Genomic DNA, 1,005 nt, shown 5'->3' with positions numbered 1-1,005 from the left:
TTCGTCGCATGAATTCAGGGCTTGTCGTAGGCAGGCGGTTGCGGGCTATTCGCAGGGTTCGTGTCGAGCTTGCGAATATCCGAAATGGCATCGGTTTTTAAGGCGCGAAGGTCCGTTTCCAGAGCATCAGCCAAGGCCTTGTCATAGACCTCTTCGCCATTCACGTAGAGCGTGAACGCTTCGAGATATTTGGCCTTCTTAGCAGGATTTTCGATGGTCTCGCGGGTCCATCGATAAAGCGGATAGTGCTCGACGCCATTGCGTTCGGCTTCGGAAACATAGTCGGCGAAGGCATCGAACTGGCATTTCAATGCGGCGTGATGACGTGTCAGAAGGTCGGTCAAATCCTTGAGCTTTTCGTTCGCGGGATCTTTGCGCGCCATGTCCGCATAGGGCGGCGCAAGGCGTAAGCGGATTTGGTATTGCCAGGCTTGAGTCATTGGTTTCCTCTGCCGGTTTATCGGTTAAGGCGTATTGCTTTCAGCATTGAAAGGCGCTTTGACGTTGTCAAGCGCATGCTTAAATAAATCACTAAACTTTTCTCGCCATGACCTGAAGCCTTAGTGGTGAACACTTAGCGGCGAACAAAAGGAGGGTACATGATGCGCCCTGAACATTCGATCTACTGCGCATGTTGCTGCGACATGCGATCCGGCGCTATGACGCGCCGTCGCTTTCTGGCGATGGCATCGCAAAGCGCAGCGGCACTCGCGATGTTTCCGCATCTCGCCTACGCCGACGAATCCATACCGACGCTCGCCTACGATTCCGTACCCGATCCCGTCCGTTTGCCACAGGACATGTACTTCGGCGAATGCTCGGGTGTATCGGTGAATTCTGCGGGACATATCTTCGTGCTGTCACGTGGGAACAGCACGGGACCGGCCTATGGCGCGGCAGCAGCGCAGTTGCTCGAATTCGATCGTAACGGGCGTTTTGTGCGCGAGATCGGCCATAACCTCTATGCGTGGTCGTTTGCGCATACGGTGAAGATCGATCCTCAGG

Annotated in this window: 1 protein-coding gene and 1 pseudogene; one reads left to right on the top strand and one right to left on the bottom strand. The window is 54.7% G+C overall.

Annotated features, from left to right (window positions below; translation table 11 throughout):
- Positions 1-14: 14 nt before the first annotated feature.
- Positions 15-440: a hypothetical protein gene (locus P7F28_RS01615; protein WP_277182667.1), complete on the bottom strand. Its 426-nt coding sequence runs from the start codon at positions 438-440 to the stop codon at positions 15-17.
- Positions 441-599: 159 nt separating this feature from the next.
- On the opposite strand from P7F28_RS01615, the pseudogene P7F28_RS01610 reads away from it, so the two are divergent.
- Positions 600-1,005: pseudogene (locus tag P7F28_RS01610) on the top strand (6-bladed beta-propeller); the annotation flags it as partial.

Source organism: Caballeronia sp. BR00000012568055, from assembly GCF_029439455.1.
Classification (GTDB): domain Bacteria; phylum Pseudomonadota; class Gammaproteobacteria; order Burkholderiales; family Burkholderiaceae; genus Caballeronia.
This window is presented reverse-complemented; position numbering and strand designations above follow the sequence as displayed.